Origin of the sequence: Streptococcus parasanguinis (assembly GCF_023109675.1) — a bacterium.
In the GTDB taxonomy this organism is placed as follows: domain Bacteria; phylum Bacillota; class Bacilli; order Lactobacillales; family Streptococcaceae; genus Streptococcus; species Streptococcus parasanguinis_I.
This window is the reverse complement of record NZ_JALDUR010000003.1, coordinates 1-17,411: the sequence shown is the minus strand read 5'-3', so window position 1 is coordinate 17,411 and position 17,411 is coordinate 1. Positions and strand designations below refer to the sequence as shown.

The 17,411-nt window shown below is 40.1% G+C and carries 15 protein-coding genes, 9 tRNA genes and 1 pseudogene; 7 read left to right on the top strand and 18 right to left on the bottom strand.

Annotated features, from left to right (window positions below):
• Nucleotides 1-13: 13 nt before the first annotated feature.
• Together M1G14_RS03235 and M1G14_RS03230 are read right to left on the bottom strand one after the other, a co-directional pair.
• Entirely contained in the window at nt 14-2,659 is a 2,646-nt protein-coding gene (locus tag M1G14_RS03235; protein ID WP_247926275.1) for an alpha-mannosidase, read from the bottom strand.
• Between the two features lie 76 nt (nt 2,660-2,735).
• A complete protein-coding gene (locus M1G14_RS03230) occupies nt 2,736-4,016 on the bottom strand; it encodes a glycoside hydrolase family 125 protein (RefSeq protein WP_195327237.1) in 1,281 nt (426 codons plus the stop codon).
• Between the two features lie 215 nt (nt 4,017-4,231).
• Here M1G14_RS03230 and M1G14_RS03225 point away from each other — a divergent pair, with 215 nt between their 5' ends.
• Complete coding sequence (locus tag M1G14_RS03225) at nt 4,232-6,307, top strand: GH92 family glycosyl hydrolase (RefSeq protein ID WP_247926274.1); 2,076 nt, start codon at nt 4,232-4,234, stop codon at nt 6,305-6,307.
• Nucleotides 6,308-6,497: 190 nt separating this feature from the next.
• On the opposite strand, the gene M1G14_RS03220 is transcribed toward M1G14_RS03225, so the two are convergent.
• The 5 genes from M1G14_RS03220 to M1G14_RS03200 form a co-directional block, all read right to left on the bottom strand.
• Nucleotides 6,498-7,055 (bottom strand): DUF6287 domain-containing protein, encoded by a 558-nt coding sequence (locus M1G14_RS03220; protein WP_118228501.1) that lies wholly within the window; start codon nt 7,053-7,055, stop codon nt 6,498-6,500.
• 139 nt (nt 7,056-7,194) lie between these two features.
• Nucleotides 7,195-8,700 (bottom strand): zinc ABC transporter substrate-binding protein AdcA, encoded by a 1,506-nt coding sequence (locus M1G14_RS03215; protein WP_049483548.1) that lies wholly within the window; start codon nt 8,698-8,700, stop codon nt 7,195-7,197.
• 2 nt (nt 8,701-8,702) lie between these two features.
• Nucleotides 8,703-9,506 (bottom strand): metal ABC transporter permease, encoded by an 804-nt coding sequence (locus M1G14_RS03210; RefSeq protein ID WP_247926273.1) that lies wholly within the window; start codon nt 9,504-9,506, stop codon nt 8,703-8,705.
• A complete protein-coding gene (locus M1G14_RS03205; RefSeq protein WP_049514770.1) occupies nt 9,499-10,203 on the bottom strand; it encodes a metal ABC transporter ATP-binding protein in 705 nt (234 codons plus the stop codon). The genes M1G14_RS03210 and M1G14_RS03205 overlap by 8 nt, the downstream gene beginning before the upstream one ends.
• A 1-nt stretch (nt 10,204) precedes the next feature.
• Nucleotides 10,205-10,642: a zinc-dependent MarR family transcriptional regulator gene (locus M1G14_RS03200; protein WP_214260192.1), complete on the bottom strand. Its 438-nt coding sequence runs from the start codon at nt 10,640-10,642 to the stop codon at nt 10,205-10,207.
• A gap of 768 nt (nt 10,643-11,410) precedes the next feature.
• Between M1G14_RS03200 and M1G14_RS03195 the strand changes: the two genes are divergently transcribed.
• Nucleotides 11,411-11,884: an HXXEE domain-containing protein gene (locus M1G14_RS03195; protein WP_345773025.1), complete on the top strand. Its 474-nt coding sequence runs from the start codon at nt 11,411-11,413 to the stop codon at nt 11,882-11,884.
• A 138-nt stretch (nt 11,885-12,022) separates the two neighbouring features.
• Here M1G14_RS03195 and M1G14_RS03190 read toward each other — a convergent pair.
• Nucleotides 12,023-12,238, bottom strand: a pseudogene (locus tag M1G14_RS03190) (tetratricopeptide repeat protein); the annotation flags it as partial.
• Nucleotides 12,239-12,301: 63 nt separating this feature from the next.
• Complete coding sequence (locus M1G14_RS03185) at nt 12,302-12,754, bottom strand: helix-turn-helix domain-containing protein (RefSeq protein WP_164226430.1); 453 nt, start codon at nt 12,752-12,754, stop codon at nt 12,302-12,304.
• 316 nt (nt 12,755-13,070) lie between these two features.
• On the opposite strand from M1G14_RS03185, the gene M1G14_RS03180 reads away from it, so the two are divergent.
• The 5 genes from M1G14_RS03180 to M1G14_RS03160 are packed head-to-tail and all read left to right on the top strand — an operon-like array spanning nt 13,071 to nt 16,564.
• A complete protein-coding gene (locus tag M1G14_RS03180; RefSeq protein ID WP_247926271.1) occupies nt 13,071-13,547 on the top strand; it encodes a hypothetical protein in 477 nt (158 codons plus the stop codon).
• Between the two features lie 40 nt (nt 13,548-13,587).
• Nucleotides 13,588-14,784 carry a replication initiation factor domain-containing protein gene (locus tag M1G14_RS03175; protein ID WP_118172280.1) on the top strand — a complete coding sequence of 399 codons (1,197 nt, stop codon included), beginning with the start codon at nt 13,588-13,590 and terminating at the stop codon, nt 14,782-14,784.
• Nucleotides 14,785-14,786: 2 nt separating this feature from the next.
• On the top strand, nt 14,787-15,173 hold the full coding sequence (locus tag M1G14_RS03170) for a hypothetical protein (RefSeq protein ID WP_006595173.1): 387 nt from the start codon (nt 14,787-14,789) through the stop codon (nt 15,171-15,173).
• 59 nt (nt 15,174-15,232) lie between these two features.
• Nucleotides 15,233-15,427, top strand: a complete 195-nt coding sequence (locus tag M1G14_RS03165; protein ID WP_000598356.1) for a DUF3173 domain-containing protein — start codon at nt 15,233-15,235, stop codon at nt 15,425-15,427.
• A gap of 3 nt (nt 15,428-15,430) precedes the next feature.
• The gene (locus tag M1G14_RS03160; RefSeq protein WP_118172281.1) at nt 15,431-16,564 is read left to right on the top strand and encodes a tyrosine-type recombinase/integrase; all 1,134 of its coding nucleotides are present in this window, start codon (nt 15,431-15,433) and stop codon (nt 16,562-16,564) included.
• A 74-nt stretch (nt 16,565-16,638) separates the two neighbouring features.
• Here M1G14_RS03160 and M1G14_RS03155 read toward each other — a convergent pair.
• The 9 genes from M1G14_RS03155 to M1G14_RS03115 form a co-directional block, all read right to left on the bottom strand.
• A tRNA-Leu gene (locus tag M1G14_RS03155) sits at nt 16,639-16,722 on the bottom strand.
• A gap of 10 nt (nt 16,723-16,732) precedes the next feature.
• Nucleotides 16,733-16,804, bottom strand: a tRNA-Gln gene (locus M1G14_RS03150).
• Nucleotides 16,805-16,823: 19 nt separating this feature from the next.
• Nucleotides 16,824-16,896, bottom strand: a tRNA-His gene (locus M1G14_RS03145).
• Between the two features lie 12 nt (nt 16,897-16,908).
• Nucleotides 16,909-16,979, bottom strand: a tRNA-Trp gene (locus M1G14_RS03140).
• 6 nt (nt 16,980-16,985) lie between these two features.
• Nucleotides 16,986-17,066: transfer RNA gene (locus tag M1G14_RS03135), tRNA-Tyr, on the bottom strand.
• A 15-nt stretch (nt 17,067-17,081) separates the two neighbouring features.
• A tRNA-Phe gene (locus M1G14_RS03130) sits at nt 17,082-17,154 on the bottom strand.
• Between the two features lie 3 nt (nt 17,155-17,157).
• Nucleotides 17,158-17,231, bottom strand: a tRNA-Met gene (locus tag M1G14_RS03125).
• A 9-nt stretch (nt 17,232-17,240) separates the two neighbouring features.
• A tRNA-Ser gene (locus M1G14_RS03120) sits at nt 17,241-17,330 on the bottom strand.
• Between the two features lie 7 nt (nt 17,331-17,337).
• Nucleotides 17,338-17,409 (bottom strand) — tRNA-Glu (locus M1G14_RS03115).
• Between the last annotated feature and the right edge of the window lie 2 nt (nt 17,410-17,411).

The window sequence follows — 17,411 nt, the reverse complement described above, 5'->3', positions numbered from 1 at the left end:
CAGCTGCAAACAGCTATACTTCTTCTTTTTTAATCCATTCTGTCCGGATTTCTTGCGGTGCCAATAAACCTGTATGAACCGGATACGGTTGTTCCAGAAGATCGACAACCGTTTGTTGTCCTTCTGACACGCGCACATTTTCTTGGCTCATGTTGTAATAGCGAAGGATGTAACCTTCTTCATTTTCCGCTACCTTAAAGGCTGTTGGACAAACCTGAGGATGTGTCAAGGCTGTATGCTTGAGTAAGCTACCAGACGCTGCTACACTTCCTTCTTGTTTTTCAACTTGAAGGCTGGTCATTGGTGTCTGCAAAGCTTTCGCTCGGCGATAAGCAGAGAAGCGCCCCTGAGCTTGATGGCATTCTACTGCATACTCCACCTCAAAGTCCCGCAAACATTGTGCTTCTGGTGTTGGGAAATAGCCCCAGTCACCAAGTTCACCGGAAGCACGGAGAAGGGTTACAGCTATCGTATCGTCTCCAAGAATTTCGTATTCATGCAATCCTTTATTGGCCACTGTTACCCCTTTGACGTCATCATACAAGCTGACGAAAGCTTGCTGGTGTTGGGGATTTTCAGGATTTTCCCAAGAAGCAGCCGGTTTATTTGGCCGTGTCACAACCTCATAGATACTTTCAGAATCGTTGCTTGGACGTGTATTGTGAGTCTTGACCAGGAGACGGATACGGTGATCCTTGGCAGTATTGGTAAAGCGCGTCTTGAAGCGAATTTGCGGATCATCTACAAAGATGGTCATCTCCGTTTCAAGAGGGATGGTTGTCAGCTCTTCTGAGCGACTTGCCTTGCGGTTCATAAACTCGATAATGCCTCTTTGTTCCGCATCCAATTGTTCATCCGCGCTAACCGGGATCGTCAAGTCATGCTTGAGCAAGATTTTGGCATAGCGAGCATTGTTTTCCAAGACCTCATAAGCTGTTAACTCCGCATAGATCGGCTCGGTTCCTTTTGGTTGGAAGTAGATATATTCATTACCGATATCCCCACGATCTTCAAAGCGAAGGAAATCCTCATAAGCCTCATTGGTCGTTTTATCATAGAGGGTCAAGCCATCATCGATACTAAGGGTTACAAATGGCGTATCGATCACCCCATTTTGGAACAGACCCTCATGATGAGGTGCTTTGCCTTCCAAGAGCTGGAAGGTCGTCCAAGACAAGGCTGCCAAATGAACAGGAACCGTCACGCGCACTTGACGTGCAATATAGGGTTGGCGGAATTTATCCTTAGGCAGGGTATAGCCAAAGCTTGCTCCCAAGTCTTCAATCTCTGCTTCTACAAGATGCCCATCTAAATCTTCTACGTGGTAGTCTGGCAAGCTCAAAGCGGCCATTTTCTTGAAGCCCTCTGTCGGGTGCAATTCCTTAAATGGACAAACCGCTACATCGACAATCGTGCTGACGGTATCTACCTTACTATGCAAGCCAGTATTGATGACCGTAAAGAGGTGCTCACTCTGGGCTTTTTGAGTTGCTAGTTTACCCTTCCATTCGTTCAGAAGGTTGGTCTTGACAAAGTTTCCAACTTGGTTGACCTTGGCAAAACGGACTTCCATTTCACGGTGAACATCATCTACGCTACATCCACAAATACTATCGTGTGGCGCATTTTGCAAGAGCGTCTTCCAGGCATAGATCAACTGATCCTTGTGGTGATGTCCACCAGTGATGATGGTCAAAGGTTCCACCACTTGTTCGAGCAAGTTGCTGTTTTCCTGGAAGGCTTGTTTGAGATAAACACGTGAAGATGAGGTATTGGCAAGGGTGTACCAACCATCCGTTTCCTGGCTAGTCAACTCACCTGTAACAGTTGATAGGTGTTCAGGAAGTGCACTTTCCACTGCTTGAACGTATTCATCAAAGGAGCTGTGAACAAAGGTCACGTCAGGGAAAAGTTCGTTTGCCACACGAATGGCTTCACTCAAATTTCGTTGAACTGGTTGGTGATCACATCCGTTCATCATCAACCATTGATTAGTCGATGCATAGTCACGAACATCTGACAATTTTTGTTTCCAGAAAGCCAAAGCTTCATCTTTATCCACTGGAATTTCGTTCCCGTTACTGTACCAGTTAGCAAAAAGAATACCCAGCACACGGCTACCATCCGCCCCTTGCCAGTACATTTCAGAAAATTGAGAGGTAAACTGCTCATCTTCGAGGACCTGGTTGTCAAATCCGATTGGTTTGACACCACGCCCAAAAGCTGCTACGTGAATGCCTGATTTTTGAAGGATTTGAGGAGCTTGCCCCATATTTCCAAAGGTATCAGGGAAGTAACCAATCTGAGTAGATTTGCCCCATTTGGCGCATTCAGCTTGTCCAATCAAGGTATTGCGGACGTTGGCTTCACTGGAGATCAAGTAATCATCCTGCAAAATGTAGAAGGGACCAATCTTGAGCTTGCCCTCGTCGATATAACGTTGCACCTTGTCGCGGTTTTCAGGGCGAATTTCTAAATAGTCGTCAAGGACAATGGTTTGTCCATCTAAGTGGAAACTTTTGAACTCAGGATCATTTTCAAAAAGATCAAAGAGATTGTCAAACAGTTCCACCAATTGCATGCGGTGACTTTCAAAAGGTAGATACCACTCACGATCCCAGTGGCTGTGAGAAATAATATGTACAACAACATTTTCCATGAGTAAAACCTCATTCTAACTTAAATTTAAAGATATATTTGTGATTCTTGACAAGAATCTGTCGAGCAAGAGCTCATTAGCGAATATCCAAGTAATCCAAGACTAATTCGCAGAACATCATGTTGGCCCACGAGAACCATTCACGCGAGTATTTGGTTGGATCATCTACATGGAAACTTTCGTGCATGACACCCGTGCCTCCATCGCAGGCAACCAGCTGATCGAGCAAGAATTTTTTCTCAGCTTTATCTGTCGTTGTCAATCCTTGAATAGAAAGGGCAATCGGCCAGATATAGCGATAAAAGGTATGAGAACTTCCGAGTCCACTTGCGTACTTCCCTTCATAGAAGTAAGGATTTTCAGGGCTCAAAATAGTCCGACGAGTGGCTTGGTAGACTTCGTCGTCGATGGCGCAGTAGCCCAGATAGGGAGCAGCTAACAAACTTGGCACGTTCGGATCATCCATGATGCTAGCATTTCCTAAACCATCTACCTCAAAGGCATAGATTTTCTCGCCCTTGCTGTTAGTCGTGTAGGCGTAGTTTTCGATCCCTTCTTGAATCTCCGCTTGGAGGCGTTTGGCATCTGCAATGATGCTTTCACTATCAGCTAGATTCAATGTTGCAAAGATTTCTTGGACATAACCCAAAACAACCACTGCAAACATATTGGATGGAATCAAATAGCTATACTGACAGCAGTCATCACTTGGACGAAAGGCTGACCAGGTCATCCCTGTCACGGCAAAATCTGGCCCAAAGCCGTCATTCACCAGCGTGTCTTCCTTACGATCAGTATCTCGAACGAAGCGATAAGGGGAGTTGTTATGGTCTTGTTCCACCGTCCAGAGATGAAGAATCTCCTTAGTCGCTGTGACAAAGGTTTCATCAAATTGGCTAGTCTCACCAGTTTCTTTCCACAGAAGATAAGCCAGCTGCAAGGGATAGCACAGCGAATCCACTTCATACTTGCGCTCCCAAATCCAGCCATTCAAATCGGTGTGGTCGGTCTCGTGATGGCCTTTCCAGTTCTCCTCAATATTAAAAGAGTTGGCATAAGGATCCTTGAGAATCAAGGTCATCTGACGTTTGACCAAACCAGCAATGGTCTGGCGCAATTGGGGATCTCGTTTAGCCACATGAAGATAGGGCCTCAATTGAGCCGTTGAGTCACGCAACCACATAGCTGGGATGTCCCCTGTTAACACAAAGGTTGACCCATCTTCTAAAATTTCAACTGTATTATCCAAAGTATCTGTATAACAACGTTCAAAGACATCCACCCAATCAGGGTATTCCTTAGCACGCTCAGCCACTTGATCCAACCATTCTCGCACAATTTCTTTTGAATAGGTCATTTATTTTCCTCACACGTATCGATTCTTTCCTATTCAGTATAAAAGATTTCAAATGGGAAATACATACGCAAACTATAGCCCTTTTTCTACAAAATTTTCCATTTGATAAAAACGCTATCATATTTGACAACACTTTGATACAATGAAGAAAATACCACCGCGTGTTCCAAGAAAAACACAGATCATTTAAGGTTGATGAAGAAAAAGGAGACAAGATGCGCACACATTGCCAAACCATCGATACCCGCTGGGGAAGCGATAATCATCCCCACTATTCGCACGGGAACATCCTCCCTTATACCGGAGTCCCTTTTGGGATGAACTACTTCCTTCCCCAGACGACACACGAACAGGGGGCTTGGTTTTTCAACCCCAATCTCCCTATTTTTCAGGGATTTCGCCTCACCCACCAGCCTAGTCCTTGGATAGGAGACTACGCTTGGTGCCTCATCACGCCCATCACAGGGGAAGTTGCAAGTTCCGACCTCTTCCGTCGTCAAAGCAGTTATTCGATGAAAGAAGCCGTTTTCCAACCCCACTACCTCCGTATTTTTTCGGAACGTTATCAGATTCAAAGCGAGCTAGTTCCAAGCCGCTACGGGGCTATCATGCACTTTCGAGCACCAGAAAAGCTGACACTCTGCTTTCATGCAGCAAAGGAACTAGAGGACTTGACTCTGACAGGCCAAACCTGCCACTTCCACATTCTGGATCAGGCCCATACCGCAGATACTTCCTACTCTTTCTATCTCCAGTGGCAATTTAGCCAGCCGATTGAGAGCGTCACTCACATCGATCAAGATCTTTTTCTGACCTTTGCGAGCAATGAAGTGACCGTCCAATTAGGAACTTCTTATCTGTCCCAAGACATGGCTCACAGCCATCTTCCCCACCTTCCCTTAGAAGAAGCTAAAAAAGAAGCAGCCGATCAATGGAATCAGCTGCTAAAACGAATTGAAGTAAAAGATACCGGAGGGCGTGACCAAGCCTTTTTCGATCATTGCCTTTACCGACTCCTCCTTTTCCCTCAAACCTTTTATGAAACAGATACCGAGGGAAATGACTGGCACCTGGATGTCACCCATAATGAAATCAAACCAGGAAAAGCTTATACCAATATCGGATTTTGGGACCTCTTTCGGACCTCTTTTCCGCTCTTTAGCCTTGTCTACCCCGATTACTACCGTCACTTTCTCGAAGGATTTTTAAACACTTACAAGGATACTGGTTTTCTACCAAAATGGTTGGCCCCAGATGAACGAGGGATGATGCCAGGTACCCTCATTGATGGGGTCTTTGCGGATGCTGTCACAAAAGGGATCGCACCAGACCTACATGAAAACATGCTGACAGCTATGCTCCAGACAGCTCAAAAAACAGATCCCACTCAACATTTTGGTCGCCATGGCAATGAAAGCTACAAGGCCCTTGGCTACCTACCCGATGATTTTCACGAAAGTGTGAGCCATAGCCTAGATTATGCCTATAGTGATTTTTGCATTGCTACCGTTGCCAAGCAATTGGGTCAGACAGAAACAGCCACTCGGTATACTGCTTCCAGCCTCTCCTACCGAACATTGTACGATGCCCAAACAGGCTTTATGAGAGCACGATCCACCAATGGAACCTTTAAAGAACCCTTCTCTCCTACCAGCTGGGGAGGAGATTATGCAGAATGCTCTGCCACCCAAGCTACTTTTGGAGCCTTACACGACCTCTCCGGTCTGATAGAGCTAATGGGCGGTGAAAAAGCCTTCACCCAACGACTGCTGGATCTGGCCAATCAAAAACCTCAATTTGATGTAAGAGGATATGGCTATGAAATCCACGAAATGAGTGAAATGGCCCAAGCTCCATTTGGGCAGATCGCCATCTCCAATCAACCCAGCTTTCACATTCCCTACCTCTTCCGTTACAGTCTTCATCCCGAATACACCAATCTCCTGATCCACCAGATCCGTTCCCAAGCTTTCCATCAAGATTTCCAAGCCTATCCAGGTGATGAGGACAATGGTAGCCTATCTGCTTGGTACATCTGGTCAGCCCTTGGACTCTATCCAACCTGTCCAGGAAAACCAATCTATGATCTGGGCCTCCCTCTCTTTAAAGAAGTCCTTCTCCATCTTCCCAAGCAAGAGCTCAAAATTTGCGCCAACTCACACACTGCAGGCGCCTATTTCATCCAAAGAGCCCTATTAGATGGCAAAGAGAAACAAGAGGTTTCCCATCAAGATCTCCTTGAAGCCCAATTGCTCCAGTTTGACCTTTCATGGCTCCCCCCACATGCATAAGAAAAAGAAAGTGGGACAGAAATCGGTCATTCGTTAGAATTCGATTTCGTCGTCCCACCCCCGCACAGTTGAGTAGGGCTGTAAAAGCTGATGAAATCAGCGTAGTAGAGCCCACTCAACCACTGCGTCTTGCTCGACAATCCAAAAATAATTGAGAGGCTAGGACTTTTGTCCCAGCCTCTTTTTTCTGTTATTCATCTCCTACATGATAGTAGATCGAGCCTTGTTCCCCAAAACTAGCGATACCAACACCAGACCACAAGCGATTTTTAGAGGCATCTGATGTATCCTTAAAGACGACTTGTCCTTGATCATCGACCTGATCACCAATGGTTACTCCCGCAGGAATATACTCCAACAAGAAGCCCCCATCACGACCACCATAAATGCCTTCTGAGGCGGTCCCATAATCCGTCAAAGAAGCTCCGTAGCCCTCTAACTCTTGTGAGACCAACCCTTTGTCATTAAAGACCAACTTGTTTCCCTTATCATCTTGCCAGACCCCAGCAATACTGCTGTAATCTCCATTGGCAATCGCTTCAAGATCCATTTTCTTCACTTCTTTTTTCTCTTCTTTTTTTTCTTTCTCCTTCACTTCCGAACTAGAAGCATCCGTCTTTTTGACTTCAGAAGAGGTCGTCGTTTGACTAGAAGAAGTGGTTGATTTTTTGCTCGTTCCCTGTTGCGAACAAGCTACCAACAGGACCACACTGAGAAGACTCACAAGAATTGCACCAACTTTTTTCATTTAAAATTCCCCATACATTTTTTTAGTTTAAAGCCCTTTCATTGTAACGTATTTTCATGCATTTGACAAGCTTCACTCCCCATTTTTAATCAAAAAGAGACCGGGATAATCAGTCCTAGTCTCTCTTTTGATACAACTTTTAATGAGCCAGCATTTCCTGTGCCACTTCTAAACCAGATAAGTTCGAAGGATAATAAGTTGGCCAATTTTCTAACTCATCATAAAGCGCTTCTTGACTCTTTCCTCCATGGAAAATGTGGAAGTGAGCTGCCTTTACCGGAGTAATTTCATGGTCACTAAATTGAACATATTTGAAGTCTCCCGCATCGCTCTCTTTCGCTTCAAAAAGATAACGAACACCACGATTCCCCTTCTTATAAGTCAAAATGTGCTTACCTACGTATTTATAGGTGTATTTCTTAGAAGATCCTTTTTGATAAAACTCCATTGAATCCTTATCAATCTTAATCCGATCAATATCTGTTTGGTAACCCTTGGTATAATATTCCTTATACTCAGCAGCCGTCATAGTTGGATTTAATTTTGCCTTATAATCAAAGACCTGATCCAACGTTCCATCTTGCAAGTATGGATAAACTGATTTCCAATCACCCGCATAATTTGCCAAGCTACGATCCTTCACTTGACTATCCTCGAAATAGCCCTTTTGAACTGTCTTAGCATCTTCCTCATGTTCCGGTTGAATATCCTTACCAGCTTGTGACGTTGTTTTCTCTAGCGCCTTCAGATTTTCCTTCATAACAGACACGTAGTCTTCGCCATCTTTCATTTCTTGATCCGTCAAGCTTTCCAAAGGATTTAAGACAGCTAACTCAACACCAGCTTCAGAAGACAAGGTTTTCGCCAAGGACTTAGAAGCATTTTCCTCAAAGTAAATGACCTTGATCTCATTTTTCTTGATATACTCTGTCAATTCACGCAATCGTGCAGCAGAAGGCTCGCTATCAGGTGAAATCCCTGAAATGGCCACCTGGTTTAATCCATAATCCAAGGCCAAGTAACGGAAAGCCGCGTGTTGGGTCACGAAATTCTTTTGTTTCGCATCTTTCAACCCATCCTGATAAGCTTGATCCAAAGCCTGTAATTTCTTCAGATAGGCTTGGGCATTTTTCTCAAACGTCTTTTTCTTATCTGGATAAGCTGCGACCAACTGATCACGAATCGACTCTACCATCTTCATGGCACGATGTGGAGAGAGCCAAAGGTGAGGATCATATTCATGATGGTGTTCTTCGCCCCCTTCGTGTTCATGTTCCTCTTCCAATCCAGGAAGCAAGACCATACCCTTGGTAGCATCGATCACTTTGGTTTTCTTATCCTTCATGGATTTCAAAAGATTTGGAACCCACGTTTCCATGTTTTCATTCTCATAAACGAAAACATCCGAATCTTGAATCATAGCCCGCCCCTTAGCAGACAATTCATATTCATGAGGCTCTGATCCCGCTCCAATGAGCAGGTCTACCGTTCCTTCATCTCCAACAATATTTTTTGTAAAATCATAAACAGGATAGAAAGTGGTCATCACTTTTAATTTCCCATTTTGACTCTGACTTTTGCCACAAGCTGTCAAAACAAGTGTTAAAGCCACTAACAATAACCAACCAAATTTTTTAAAGTTCATATCTACTTCCTCAAACGTGATCCAAGATTCACAAGCAAGAACAGTGCCACAAATAAAAGCGTAATACTGGCACTCGCTGGTGTATCTGCAATATAAGACAAAATCAACCCACTAAACATCCCGATAAAACCAATGATGACCGCAATCAGCATGACCCCACGGAAGTTCTTCCCTAATTTCAGGGCAATACTAGCCGGTAAGACCATGATGGTTGAAACCAATAACGATCCTGCTGCAGGAATCATTAAGGCGATAGCAACCCCCGTTACCACATTAAATAAAATGGACATAGTCCGGACAGGAAGGCCATCTACGAAGGCCGTATCTTCATCAAAGGTCAAAATATACATAGGCCGCAAGAATAAGGCCGTCAGCACTAATATAACGAAAGCAATCACAAACAAGGCGATCACCTGTTCATCTGTAATGGTTAAGGTAGAACCAAACAAATATTGATCCAAGCTCATCGAGCTTTTCCCACCACCACGCATCAGTACCAAAGCTAGGGCAAGACCAGTGGACATTAGAATTGCCGTCCCGATCTCCATAAAGTCCTTAAATAAGGTCCGCAAATACTCAAGAAAAACCGCAGCTATAATGACAATGATCATAGTCGAAAGCGTCGGAGAGATCCCAAGGAAAAGCCCAAAAGCGACACCCGCAAGAGAGACGTGACTCAGCGTATCACTCATCAGACTCTGCCGTCTCAAAATCAAGAAAATCCCTAATACAGGAGAAAAAAGACTCATGGCAACCATAGCCAACAAGGCTCGCTGCATAAAATCATACTGGAATAAATCAAGCATGGTCACCCTCCCCTTCTATATCATGGACGTTAAAACATCTCCAAGGAGAGCTCTGGTCGCGAACCAAATGAATATTCCGATCCGCAAACTGGTTAACCTCTTCAGGATCATGCGTAATCATCAAAACAGATTTTTGATGGTGATGCGCACTGTGATGCATCAACTCATAAAAATCACTCTTTGTCGTCGCATCCATCCCTGTTGTCGGTTCATCTAAAACAAAGATATCCGGATCTGAAGCAAACATCCGAGCAATGACAGCCCGTTGTTTCTGACCACCAGACAAAGAACCAATCGCCCTATCCTTGAACTCCAGCATCCCAACAGATTCTAAACTCTTTAGAATATGCTTTTCATCGTGCTCATTCAACTTTCGAAACCAGCCTTTACGAGGATATCGACCTGACTTCACAAATTCATAGACCGTGCTGGGAAATCCAGCATTAAAACTAGCAATCTGTTGTGGCAAATAAGCAATCCTTAACTTATTTCCCTTAACATTCGTCTTTGAAATCTCAACTGTCCCAACCTTGGGCTGTAAAATCCCAAGACTAGCCTTAATCAAGGTTGACTTAGCAGCCCCATTTTCCCCGGTCAAGGTCACAAACTCTCCACTATCTAAGTAGTAATTGATTCCTTCCAGAACCGGTTCCCGATCATAATAAAACGATAAATTTGAAACCGTAATATACCTCAAACTATAACTCCTCTTCCAATAAATCTAAAAACCTCGAAATAACCCCTTGCTCATTCTTAGTAAACTTCGACAAAACATCCTCATAAGTGTGAAGGGTATGCTGATGGTGGTGCTGATGCTCTAATGCAATCGGCTTACCAATCTCAGTTAAGCGATAATAGAGAACCCGAGCATCATTCTCATCGCGATAAGTCTCTAACATCCCCTGACTTAATAAAGGTTTCACAGCTTTCGTGATAGCCGCCTGACTAACATTCAATTTCTTTGCTAGGACAGAATTGGTTAGAGATTCATCAGCAACCAGCATCAAAATATGTTCCTGAGTGTTGGTTAATGAAACACCACTTGTACAAGAACCGACTAAAATCTCATGCTGATTTTCTGATAACAATAAAATAGAATTTAAAAATCGATCGATTTTGTTTGCAACTTCAGACAAAATAAACTCCTTCTAATTCACTAAAAGAAACTTTACCGGTTAATTATATCATAAAAAAGAAAAAAATAAAACAAAAAAAGGAGTAAAACTCCTTTATAATCTATACCGGCGGCCGGGGTCGAACCGGCACGTCCTTGCGGACACTGGATTTTGAGTTCCATAACTACATTTTTTAAATCTTATAACCTTGATTTAATAGGGTTTTAAGAATTTTGAATCTTGCAAAATGGACTGATTTTTCAAATTTTAGTAACTTTTTGGTAACACTTCATACCTTATCGTCCTAAGAGCATCATCAGAGAATAGAGGATATGTCCCAACCGGTCATATTCATACAAAGGTATTCAAAACAAAAGATAACGATCAATTAAACCATCACATAAAACTTGATTGAGAACCTGTGAAATAATCTCAGAAATGAGCTCTTTATCTTGAAAACGACGGCTGTAATTCTTTCCGTATGTAGTAAAATGAGGAACCTTATCTTTCTAAATCCTCTTTTAATACACGTATTGAAGTCGCAACTCCACTCACTTGTGGAAAGTACGTATCTGTAAATATACCGATTCGCATACTTACCTCCTTAAATTTGAAATAAACAAAATTATTTCTATTATCCTCGCCATTATAAACGATACACGCTGTAGTGTTACTAATAGCTGATAAATTAACTGCTTTTGTAATCTTTAGTGTCAATATTACATAGCAACTTTCATTTCGTGATATAATATTAAACATAAAGATATTTTTAATAAAGAAGGTTATTATATGGATCAAATGGCATTCTACTTACTTTTTCCTAGCTTATTTATGATTCACGAAATGGAAGAGATTCTTCTTATGCCCAAATTTATGTCCTCTATGATTGATAATACGAAATTTAAAAATTTAAAAGAACTCTATACTCCTTATAGGTTTAACTTAATTGTGTTCGAGGAATTTTTAATCCTTCTATGTTTGCTTGCCTATAGTTTCTATTTGGGTAATTTTACAATTTATCAAACTATCATCATCGCATATAACTATCACATTATAATCCATATTATCCAGACTCTTTATCTAAAAAAGTATGTGCCTGGTCTTTTAAGTGGAATTGTAACAGGAGTATACTGTTCATTATTGATTCATCAACTTTTACAAATTAATTTACAACTCTACATATCTTCCATTCTAACATTAATCATTATCATGTTAAATCTAATCTTCTGCTTTAAAGTATTAAATTTCTTTTCTAAAAGATAGTACTGGTACAAAAAAATTTTTACTAATTTTTTTAACTAATAGATACAAAAAATAAGGACTTAGCCCTGCACAATACAGAGCTAAGTCCTTTTGACAAATTATAACGTTTTTGGACAGTATAGAACTTAGTTTTTACTTTCAAGTCATTAATTTTTCAATTTCCTTTATCCCTTCAAACTCTTCAACACTTTCGAAAAGTTCTATAGCTCGTTTGAAATGTCTATTGGATAATTCCGTATCTTCCAAGGCTAAATAGATTTCACCTAACCCTCTATAGCTACAAGCTTGAGAAATCACATCATCAGTCTCTAAAGATTGTTCCAATGACAGATTCATGAATGTAAGTGCTTCATTAAACAAAATTATTCAACAAGAATATACTAATCTCTACTTATTGAGACTTAATCTTATAAACCATCAATCTGCATTAATATAATCATAAACCTCTTTAAAGAGAGTTTGTAATATTTCTTGCTCCTCTTCATCTAAATTATTTTCAGATACTAGATCATCCAAATACTTAGGTAAAGTAGAATAGTTTTTAATTCCATTCATGACAATTGCAAATTTTAGATCATCTAGTTCAGTTTTATTAAACTCTTTTAACTTCTTCAAATCAATTCTAGTGATTGGATGTGGGACAACATCTAGAGTACTATAAATCGTTTTTCCTAATAAATAATCTGTCGTGGTATCAAATAATTTTGCTAATTTGACAACCGCTTCTAAATTAGGCTCTAAAGTTCCGTTTTCCCAACGAGAATAAGTACCTTGTTGTACATCAATCATCTCAGAAACTTGTACCTGTGTTAACTTCTTACTCTTTCTCAGTTCTTTAAGACGATCTCCAAAAGAATTATTATTAAACATTGTATCCTCTTTAATATTCGATTCTGTATATTTTAGCTTGACAAAATATTCTAAACGGTATAAAATAGAATTATTCCATAAGGAATATTTATTTTAAGATTAAATATTCCATTGAGAATATTATAGCATAAAAGGAGGTAAAAGCGTATGTAACAAGTAGTCGATTTAAAAAATTTTAATAAAGGAGGTAGGATTCGACAAAAAAAATCTTGAAACAAATGTGCCGTTCGTTCCAAGATCAAAACATATTATGTAACAATTATACCACAGAAAACTCTTCAGTTGCACAAGAAAATTTCGGAGGTTTCACAAAAAGATGACCAATAAAGAGTTAGTCAATCAAATTTCTGGCCTAAACTCTACCTCTACTCTTAAAAATTGGATTCAACTGATTAAAGAGATAAGTGGCAAGGAATTTAAGAAAATTAAAATTCCTATCAGTAGAAATCCAAGAACTCATCAATTAAGTTATACAGTTTCCTATGACTTTACAGACGAAGACCTTAGACAATTTCAAAAGTTAGCTAACCTAAAACTTGAAATAGGTCTCAAAGAGGCTATACATGCCGTATTTGGGAGTCTAGCAGACAATGAGCAAGAATCATCCCTAAACAAAGTAATAGATGAGCTCTACGATGAACTGAGCGCCTTAAAACAGGAATTTAAGCGAGAAATGCGACTGATAAAAATTGAGAATTCCAACCTAAAAAAGAAAATCCAAGATATTGAAGAGTCGATGCAAACCGGCTTACTAGGGTTTGTTAACAAGAGGTCAAAAAATAGGTTCGGCTAATAGCGAGTTTTCGGCTGAGCCATGAGGCAGAAAGCCGAAAATGAGCGTAGATGCGGACGGACCATTTTTGACCGATAGGGTGTGTAGTAACACCACCCTCTGCAAGTTAGGTGTACCATCGAAAGAATTCAGTATTACCAAGGGTTTTGGAGATTTCAAGGGTGGCAAAATTAGGCAAAAAGTTGAATCAAAATCTATGGCAAAAAAGGAGCATTTACGTTCTGTATTTGACTGGATTCAAATTCAGTTTGATAAGACTGAATTTTCGCCAAAAGAAATAATCGAAGATATCCTATTTCTTGACTTTGACCTATTTATTGAGAATAAGGGGAGCCTTAAATACTATAACTATGATAGCCAGCTTCATTATGGGAATATCCGTATCTACTATGGATCGAAAGAGTCGTCCTACATGCTTGTCATGTCAGGACAGGCACTAGAGTTCTATAGAGATAAGGTATTAGATCCAAATAGTCTGTCCGAAAGACAGTTTCTGGACAACCTCTACTACAATTACAATCAATTTTCAGTAAGACGAATTGATATTGCAATAGATGATTTTAATGAAACACCCTATTTCACTCCTAATCAGCTTCTAAAGATTTGTCAGAAGAAACGCTTTATATATGGAAAAAGCACCTACTACAATACCTACGGAGATGAAACAATCGGTCAGACCTTATATTTGAGAAAACCCAATGATGATGAAAGACTTAGAATTTACGATAAACGCTTAGAACGAGCTGAGAAGCTCGGTATCAGCAAGCGGTATATAGAAAATTGGATAAGAACTGAGTTAGAACTTAGGAAAGAAAAAGCTCACTACTTCATTCAAGAATGGTTGCATTCAGAAATAGATCTTCTCAACTTTACCAAGGGATATCTCAAAGAAAAAGTGAGATTCTATAGTGATAGTCATTTCTCAAAACCTTTGAGATCTTGGGAAAAGTTTTTAGGTCACTCAAAACCTGTCTCTATCATTATTTCAAAACCAAAAACAGAACTGGAACAAAAATTAGAATGGTTTACCTATAAAGGTTCAGGAGCTATTCTGAAAGCGTATAAATTTCTATACGACAATAATTTACTGCATGAGTATGAGAAATCTAACTATCTCGCACTCAACAATATGGAATATCCACCAGATTTAGCAAGTGGATTAATAGAAAGGGCAATACTCTTTAAAAGAGAGGATTTGATCCCTACAATCAAAGAAAATATCAAAAGGAGAAATTAACTATGGCAAAAATGCTCTCACAAAATGACTGGAATTTTAATAACATTGGAACAAAATTTGAATTGGATGAAGTCATTCCAAAATTTGAAACGGAAGTCCGTGCAGATGCAAACGGAGAAATTATCAAAAACCGAGATGGTAGCGAAAGACGTTTTAATACCGATAAAATCATTGGTTGGAAATACAATGTAACAATCAAGGATGGACAATTCAAAAAGAAATCAACCCAAGTCTCTGTAGACAATCCAGAAGCTTTAGTTGATAATGACTATATCCAAGCAATGGATGAAGTACCAGTTACATTTGACAATTTACAAGCTACTATGATTAGTTCGACAATGTATTACAAGGCGGATGCTATCCATTTAGTAGATGTAAAACAAAAATAAGTATCAGACAAGGGGAGTTAATCCTCCCCTTACTTAATCTAATTAGAAAAGGAGATCACATGATTAAAACTGTAACAAAAGATGACCTTATCGAACTTGGATTTGCTCCAGGAACTGCAAGAAAGATTATCCATACTGGCAAATTACTATTAGTAAATCGTGGTTTTAACATCTACGATAACAAACGGATTGGTACAATTCCAGCCAGTGTCGCTGAAGAACTACTAGGAATTGAACTCCAGAAAGAAGCATAATGAATGACTATTCGTAAAACTAAAAGTGGTAAATGGACCGTTGATGTTTCTAATGGTTTCCACCCAGTCACACAAAAAAGAATACGTATCATTCGAAAAGGATTAAAATCTAAAAAGGAAGCACTAGAACTAGAACAACATATTCGAGTTGTAGAATTAAAGGAAAAACAATTTGACTTTGTAGTAACAACAGATATGTTATTCCAGTTGCTTGAAGAAGACGATTTGAAAAATGGCAGAAAAATAAGCTATACAAGTACACAAAGAAACAATTATGAGCGTCATATTAAACCATATTTTAAAAATACAAATTTAAATAAATTAACGTATGACCATATATTCGAATTTCGTGAATACCTAAAAACAAAACCTAAAAAACAAAATGAAAATGAAACTTTAAGTTTTAATACAATTAATAAAGTTCTAATTCTACTTAAAAAAATTTTTGACACTGGTATAAGAAAATCCCTTATTGATAAAAATCCTGTTGAGAATCTGAGAAAATTACCAATTAGGAAGCCTAATATCAAATTTTGGAGTATAGAAGAATTCACGAGATTTAGAGAACTTATTCAAGATGATGAAATAAGCTATGACCTGTTTTTCGTAATTGCTTTCTTTACTGGGATGAGAATGGGAGAAATACTCGCATTGAACTGGAATGATATAAATCTTTTAACAAATACAATTTTCGTTACCAAAACGGTATACTTTGTAAATAATACAAGCTACATTAATACAACAAAAACACGTTCAGGAACTAGAAATATTACAATCAATCAGAAATTAGCAGAAATGTTAAAAGATTGGAAAGAAAAACAAAAAGAAAAACTTAAGGAATTTACCAAAAATACTGACGAACTACAAATAATACAGAGTACACCAATAACTATTACAAAAAATATGATTGATAAGAAGTTTAAGCAAATACTAGAAAGGGATAAAGATTTAAAGAGAATAAGAATTCATGATTTAAGACACTCTCATGCATCATTACTTATAAATCAAGGGGAAGATTATCTTGTTGTTAAAGAAAGATTAGGACACGCATCTATTACGACAACAATTGATACTTATTCCCATTTGTACCCTAGCAAACAGAAAACATTAGCTAATAAACTTGATGATTTATTTTAAAATGGAAAAAATTGGTAACTCGACTTACAACAAAGAAAAAAAGACAAGGTCCGAAAACCTTGTCTTTAATACTATACCGGCGGCCGGGGTCGAACCGGCACGTCCTTGCGGACACTGGATTTTGAGTCCAGCGCGTCTGCCAATTCCGCCACGCCGGCATAAATTTAACTGGGGTAGCTGGATTCGAACCAACGCATGAGGGAGTCAAAGTCCCTTGCCTTACCGCTTGGCTATACCCCAATAATAATATTAATAAATAGGCGAGTGATGGGGATCGAACCCACGCATGCCAGAGCCACAATCTGGTGTGTTAACCACTTCACCACACCCGCCATAATTATTAACACGGGCAGTAGGAATTGAACCCACACTGAAGGTTTTGGAGACCTTAGTTCTACCTTTAAACTATGCCCGTAAAGGATGGAAGGGGAGGGATTCGAACCCCCGAACCCGAAGGAGCGGATTTACAGTCCGCCGCGTTTAGCCTCTTCGCTACCCTTCCTGATTATTGAATTGATGGCGCGAGACGGAATCGAACCGCCGACACATGGAGCTTCAATCCATTGCTCTACCAACTGAGCTACCGAGCCAAATTGCGGGAGCAGGATTTGAACCTACGACCTTCGGGTTATGAGCCCGACGAGCTACCGAGCTGCTCCATCCCGCGTTAATATTAAGGAGGATGTGGGATTCGAACCCACGCACGCTTTTACACGCCTGACGGTTTTCAAGACCGTTCCCTTCAGCCGGACTTGGGTAATCCTCCAAATATATAGTCCGTACGGGATTCGAACCCGTGTTACCGCCGTGAAAAGGCGGTGTCTTAACCCCTTGACCAACGGACCAT